Source organism: Kribbella sp. (genome assembly GCF_035687465.1).
GTDB lineage: Bacteria > Actinomycetota > Actinomycetes > Propionibacteriales > Kribbellaceae > Kribbella.
In genome coordinates, this window is the sequence record NZ_DASRXP010000242.1 from 1 (window position 1) to 5306 (window position 5306).

Annotated in this window: 5 protein-coding genes; 4 read left to right on the forward strand and 1 reads right to left on the reverse strand. The window is 69.2% G+C overall.

The window, feature by feature from the left end; translation table 11 throughout:
- Positions 1 to 757: alkaline phosphatase D family protein (locus tag VFG33_RS12315; RefSeq protein ID WP_325025681.1), on the reverse strand; the 757-nt coding region annotated here is incomplete at its 3' end.
- Positions 758 to 1002: 245 nt separating this feature from the next.
- Here VFG33_RS12315 and VFG33_RS12320 point away from each other — a divergent pair.
- The 4 genes from VFG33_RS12320 to VFG33_RS12335 all read left to right on the forward strand — a co-directional run.
- Positions 1003 to 2565, forward strand: coding sequence for an amidase family protein (locus VFG33_RS12320; protein WP_325025683.1), 1563 nt, complete (start codon positions 1003 to 1005; stop codon positions 2563 to 2565).
- Entirely contained in the window at positions 2562 to 3863 is a 1302-nt protein-coding gene (locus tag VFG33_RS12325) for an MFS transporter (RefSeq protein WP_325025685.1), read from the forward strand. Before VFG33_RS12320 ends, VFG33_RS12325 begins: the two co-directional genes overlap by 4 nt.
- 129 nt (positions 3864 to 3992) lie before the next feature.
- Positions 3993 to 5033, forward strand: a complete 1041-nt coding sequence (locus VFG33_RS12330) for an ABC transporter ATP-binding protein (RefSeq protein WP_325025687.1) — start codon at positions 3993 to 3995, stop codon at positions 5031 to 5033.
- Position 5034: 1 nt separating this feature from the next.
- Positions 5035 to 5306, forward strand: a 272-nt coding sequence (locus tag VFG33_RS12335) for a hypothetical protein (protein WP_325025689.1), incomplete at its 3' end; no start/stop codon positions are given.

The window sequence follows — 5306 nt, forward strand, 5'->3', positions numbered from 1 at the left end:
CGCCCGGGTACCAGTTGTTCACCGTCTCGTGGTCGTCCCACTGGCTGACGATCGGCACGTCGGCGTACAGGTCGCGGACGTTGTGGTCGAGCAGGTTGTACTTGTACCGGCCCCGGTACTCCGCGAGGGTCTCGGCGACCTTGGAGACCTCCTCGGTCACCACGTTCTTCCAGACGGTGCCATCGGGAACATTCACCGAAGCCTCGATCGGGCCATCGGCGTAGATGTTGTCGCCGGAGTGCAGGAAGAAGTCCGGCCGGGTCTGGTGCATCGCCTTGTAGGCGACCATGCCGCCGAGGTCGGGGTTGATCCCGTAGCCCTGGCCGGCGGTGTCCCCGGTCCACACGAACGACACCGGGCGGTTGCGCCCCGGAGTACTGAAGGAACCCTTGGCGGTCTCGCCGACTCGACCGTACGAGTCCTCGAAGCCGACGCGGTAGTCGTAGCGCTGGCCCGGGCGGAGGCCCCGCAGCGGCAGCTGGGCGGTGAAGTCCTGGTCAGGTCCGGTGATCGGGCCACGCAGCCGGATGGCATGGTCGAAGCGGCCGTTGCTGGTCAGCTCGACGACGAGCCGGGACCGGCGGTCCGCGCGGGACCACACGACGGCCGAGTTCGCGGTGACATCGCCGCTGGCGATCCCGGACGTCAGGGCTGGGCGATCCCGGCGGATGGACGCTGCGGCAGGCAGCGTGGGAATAGCGATGGCAGCCCCGGTTGCGGCGGTGGCACCGAGGAGCTGGCGGCGGCTCAAGGTCATGGTGCGAACCTGTCCCTCGCTGGTGACGGCCAGGTGACCAGCGGGCGAACTGCCTGACAAATCAGCCGCGGGTCCGCGCTGGCCCGGCGGAGAAGTCGCGTTGCGCGCTTGTCAAATCGGCGTTTGCCCAGGTCAGAGGCGAGTTCTGGGCCGGCTGAAGTCGCTTAACACGGTACGAACGCGAGTGGGCAAACCGTGTAACCGGTGCGGGAGACCTTCGATCCACCCGATCGAGGAGGCCTGCCATGCACCGAGTTCCCGATCTTTCCGACATCAAAACAGCCGCCGAGCGCCTGGGCGTCGGACTCACCACCGAAGAGGCGGAGGTCTACCGCCGCCACCTGGACAGGATGCTGTCCGAGTTCGACGGCTTCGTCCAGGCACGCGGCGCCGAAGTACGGCCGCCGCGCTTCCCCGGCGCCCGCGAGCCCGGTTATCGCCCGAGCGCCGACGAGGACCCGCACAACGCCTGGACCTGGAAGTGCTCCATCTACGGCAGCGGCTCCGGCATCCTCACCGGCCGGACCGTCAGCTTCAAGGACCACACCGCCGTCGCCGGGATGCCGATGAGCTTCGGCGCCCAGGTGCTGAGCGGCCACGTGCCCGACTTCGACGCGACCGTCGTCCAGCGCTCGCTGGAGGCCGGGGCCACGGTGGTCGGCAAGAACGTGATGAACGGCCTGGCCGGCGGCTTCGGCTTCGGCGGCGGCGTCGGTGACTTCGGCCGGCCGCTGAACCCGCACAACCCCGACCACCTGACCGGCGGATCCTCGTCCGGCTCGGCCGCGGCCCTGGTGGACCGCGAGGTCGACATCTCCTTCGGCGGCGATCAGGGCGGGTCCATCCGGATCCCGGCCTCGTGGTCGGGCACCGTCGGCCACAAGCCCACCTTCGGCCTGATCTCGCACTTCGGCATCGGGTTCGGCTCCGACCAGAGCATCGACTACACCGGCCCGATGACGATGTCGGTCCTCGACGCTGCCCTCGCACTCGAGGCGGTCGCCGGCTACGACGGGCTCGATCCGCGGCAGACCCGTGAGGTGCCCGACCGGTACGACGCCACCAGCGGGCTGACCGGGGACATCGAGGGACTGCGGATCGGCATCCTCCGCGAGGGCTTCCTCGGCGCCACCGAGGCGGTGGCCGACTCCGTCCAGCAGGCCATCGAGGTCTTCGAGAAACTCGGCGCGGTGGTCAGCGAGGTCTCGGTCCCCGAGCACCTCACCATCGGTGACGCCCAGGCCGCGATGTCGGCCGAGTCCACGCTGGCCGTGCGGGGCTCGGGCTTCTACGGCGCCTTCGCCCGGACGTTCTACCCCGAGGACACCATCGCCACCATCACCCGGGCCTGGCAGCACAACCAGGAACTGCTCGACCCGCGCGGTCTGCTCAACCTGATGGCCGGCGAGTTCAGCCGTCGCTACTGGGCCGGACGTCTGTACGCCAAGGCGATGAACGCCCGCCCGGCCTACATCGCGGCGTACGACCGGGCGCTGGCCGAGGTCGACGTACTGGTGATGCCGACCACCATCACGCAGGCGCCCAAGTTCCAGCCGCCTGCCGACTACGGCACTGCGCTCGACTACGCGCTGCAGAGCCCGGTCTCGCAGAGCGCGGTGGCGAACACCCGGCCGTTCAACTTCACCGGCCACCCCGCGCTCGCGGTGCCGTGCGAGAAGCGGGACGGATTGCCGGTCAGCATCCAGCTGGTCGGCCGGATGTTCGACGACGCGCTCCTGCTCAAGGCCGCGCACGCCTTCACCAAGGCCACCCCGTTCGAGGAGTGGCTCGCGGTCGACGCGGCATGAGCAGACCCGCCATGTTCCGCTCCTTGCAGGTCCGCAACTACCGGATCTTCTTCTGGGGCGGAACGGTCAGCAACATCGGGGTCTGGATGCAACGCACCGCCCAGGCGTGGGCCGTCGTCGTGCTGAGTCACGGCGACGGCCTGGCCCTCGGGTTCGTCGCCTTCCTGCAGTTCTTCCCGACCGTGCTGCTCGGGCTGGGGGCCGGCGCGCTGGTCGACCGGGTGGACAAGGTCAGGCTGCTGGTCGTCACCCAGGCTCTGGTGGGCCTGGGCAGCGTTGCCCTCGGCATCCTCGACGGGCTGGGGATCCTCACGCTGATGCAGGTGTACGTGCTGGCGGCCGCGACCGGCGTGATCAACGCGTTCGACTTCCCGGCCCGTCAGTCCGTCGTCTCGGAACTGGTCGGACCGGACCAGGTGGTCAGCGCCATCGGCCTGAACTCCGCCTCGTTCAACGTCGCCCGGCTGGTCGGTCCCGCCCTGGCCGGCCTGCTGATCGGTGTTGCCGGTACGCCGTTGATCTTCTTCCTGCACGCGATCAGTTCGGCGGGCATCCTGCTCGCTCTGCTGCGACTCGACCGCTCACAACTGCATCCCGTGCCGCGCTCGACGCTGCGGGGCCGGCAACTCGGAGCCGGCCTGCGGCAGGTGGTCGGGGATCCCACCCTCGCAACGCTGATCGTGCTGTCCGGCGTGATCGGGGTGGTGGGCGTGAACAGCCTGCAGGTCGTGCTGCCGCTCGCGGCCACCGAGGTCTTCGGTGTCGGCGCTCTCGGCTTCGGGTTGGTCACCTCGTGCCTGGCCGTCGGCGGACTCGCGGGAGCTCTGGTGGCCGCCTCCAGCAGCGGGATGCCACGGCATCGCTGGGTGCTCGGCACGGCGGCAGCGCTCGGTTGTTGCCTGATCATCGCCTCGGTGATGCCCGTACTGGTCGCCTTCGGGGCCGCTCTGGTGTTGTGCGGCGGGATGTTCATGACGTTCGCCGTGCTGGCGAACACGTCGGTCCAGCTGACCGCGGAGCCCGCTCTGCGCGGTCGAGTGGTGGCCGTCTATCTGACCCTCTTCCTCGGCGGCGGGGCGCTCGGGGCGCCGGTGCTCGGCTTCCTGTCCGAACAGTTCGGACCGATGCGGGCGATCGGACTGGCCGGCGTGTTCGGCGTGGTGGCGGCGGGCGCGGGCGCGGTGGTCCTGGTGGCCATCGGCCTTCGAAACCCGCCGGGAATTCCACCCACAGGATTCCCGGCATTGTTTACCAGCGAGATACCGAAGCGGTCGATCCGTGAAACATCCCAGTCATAAATTGTTCGTGAATCTCCTTCTATGACAGGGTTTTCTACCCTCTCCTCCCGCCTGAATTCGCCGGAAAAGAATGTCTACCGGCGCGGTCCGGAATTCCCCTGCAAGGCCGCAAGCGAAAGGAACACGACGATGTCGACGACGACACAGGTACGACAGGTCGAGCTAGCCGATACGCCGGAGTCGAGAGCGGCCGCGCCCGCCCTGCGGGTACGGGATCTGGTCACCGAGTTCCGCACCCGGCAAGGGGCTCTGCGGGCGGTGGACGGCATCTCGTTCACCGTGCCGCGGGGCGGAGTCCTCGCGGTGATCGGTGAGTCCGGCAGCGGCAAGAGCGCGATGCTGCGCTCGATCATCGGGATCAACCCGCCGACCACCCTGATCACCGGCGAGATCTCGGTCGGCGGCCGGGATCTGCAGGCGATGTCGCCGCGGGATCGGCGCAAGGCCCGCGGCAACGACGTCTCGATGGTCTTCCAGGACCCGCTGACCGCGCTGGACCCGGTGTACACGATCGAGAAGCAACTGGTCGAGGCGATCCGCAAGCACCACGAGGGGATCGACCGGTCCCAGGCCCGGCGCCGTGCGCTCGACCTGCTCGAGCTGGTCCAGATCCCGTCCGCCGCGGCCCGGCTGAAGGCCTACCCCTCCGAGCTGAGTGGTGGCATGAGGCAACGAGTCGTGATCGCGATGGCGATCGCCGGCAAACCCACGGTGCTGCTGGCGGACGAGCCGACGACCGCTCTCGACGTCACCGTGCAGGCCCGGATGATGCGGTTGTTCCGCCAGATCCAGCGCGAGATCGACATGGGCCTGGTCATCGTCACGCACGACCTCGGCGTCGCGGCCGAGCTCGCCGACGAGGTCGCGGTGATGTACGCCGGGCGCTTCGTCGAGTACGGCTCCGCGGTCCAGGTCCTGAACGCGCCCTCGCATCCCTACACCGAGGGCCTGATCGAGGCGAACGTCCGGGCCGGCCAGGACCGTCGGCCGAACGCGATCCCAGGCGCCCCGCCCAGCCTCGACCAGCTCCCGCCGGGCTGCGCCTTCGCGCCGCGCTGCGGATATGCGGTCGGTGCCTGCTGGGACGGCCGGCCGGTCGCGCACCACGTGAACGACGGGCACTGGAGCAACTGCCTGTTGGTCCCCGGTGAGAGCCGACTGGCTTCCTGACATGCGGACCCGCCCATCCCCCGCCCTGTCTTTCGTGCTGGCCCTGCTGCTGGTGGTTCTCGCCGGTTGCGCGTCGGCACAGCCAAGCGGCCCCCCGCCGTCGGGGGGCGAGCTGCGGATCGCCATGTCAGCAGGCAACATCCCCTTCCCGTCGACCCCGCCCAACGAGGGCTACGAGGGCTACCGGTTCGTCGGCAACAACATCTACGACGGCCTGACCCGGCTGAACCTGGACCAGGCCAGTACGTTGCCGTCTCCGCAACCGTCGCTGGC

Excerpts from the sequence above, each read along its gene's own strand:
- VFG33_RS12320 (WP_325025683.1), top strand. The coding sequence starts at position 1,003 with ATGCACCGAGTTCCCGATCTTTCCGACATCAAAACAGCCGCCGAGCGC.
- VFG33_RS12325 (WP_325025685.1), top strand. The coding sequence starts at position 2,562 with ATGAGCAGACCCGCCATGTTCCGCTCCTTGCAGGTCCGCAACTACCGG.
- VFG33_RS12330 (WP_325025687.1), top strand. The coding sequence starts at position 3,993 with ATGTCGACGACGACACAGGTACGACAGGTCGAGCTAGCCGATACGCCG.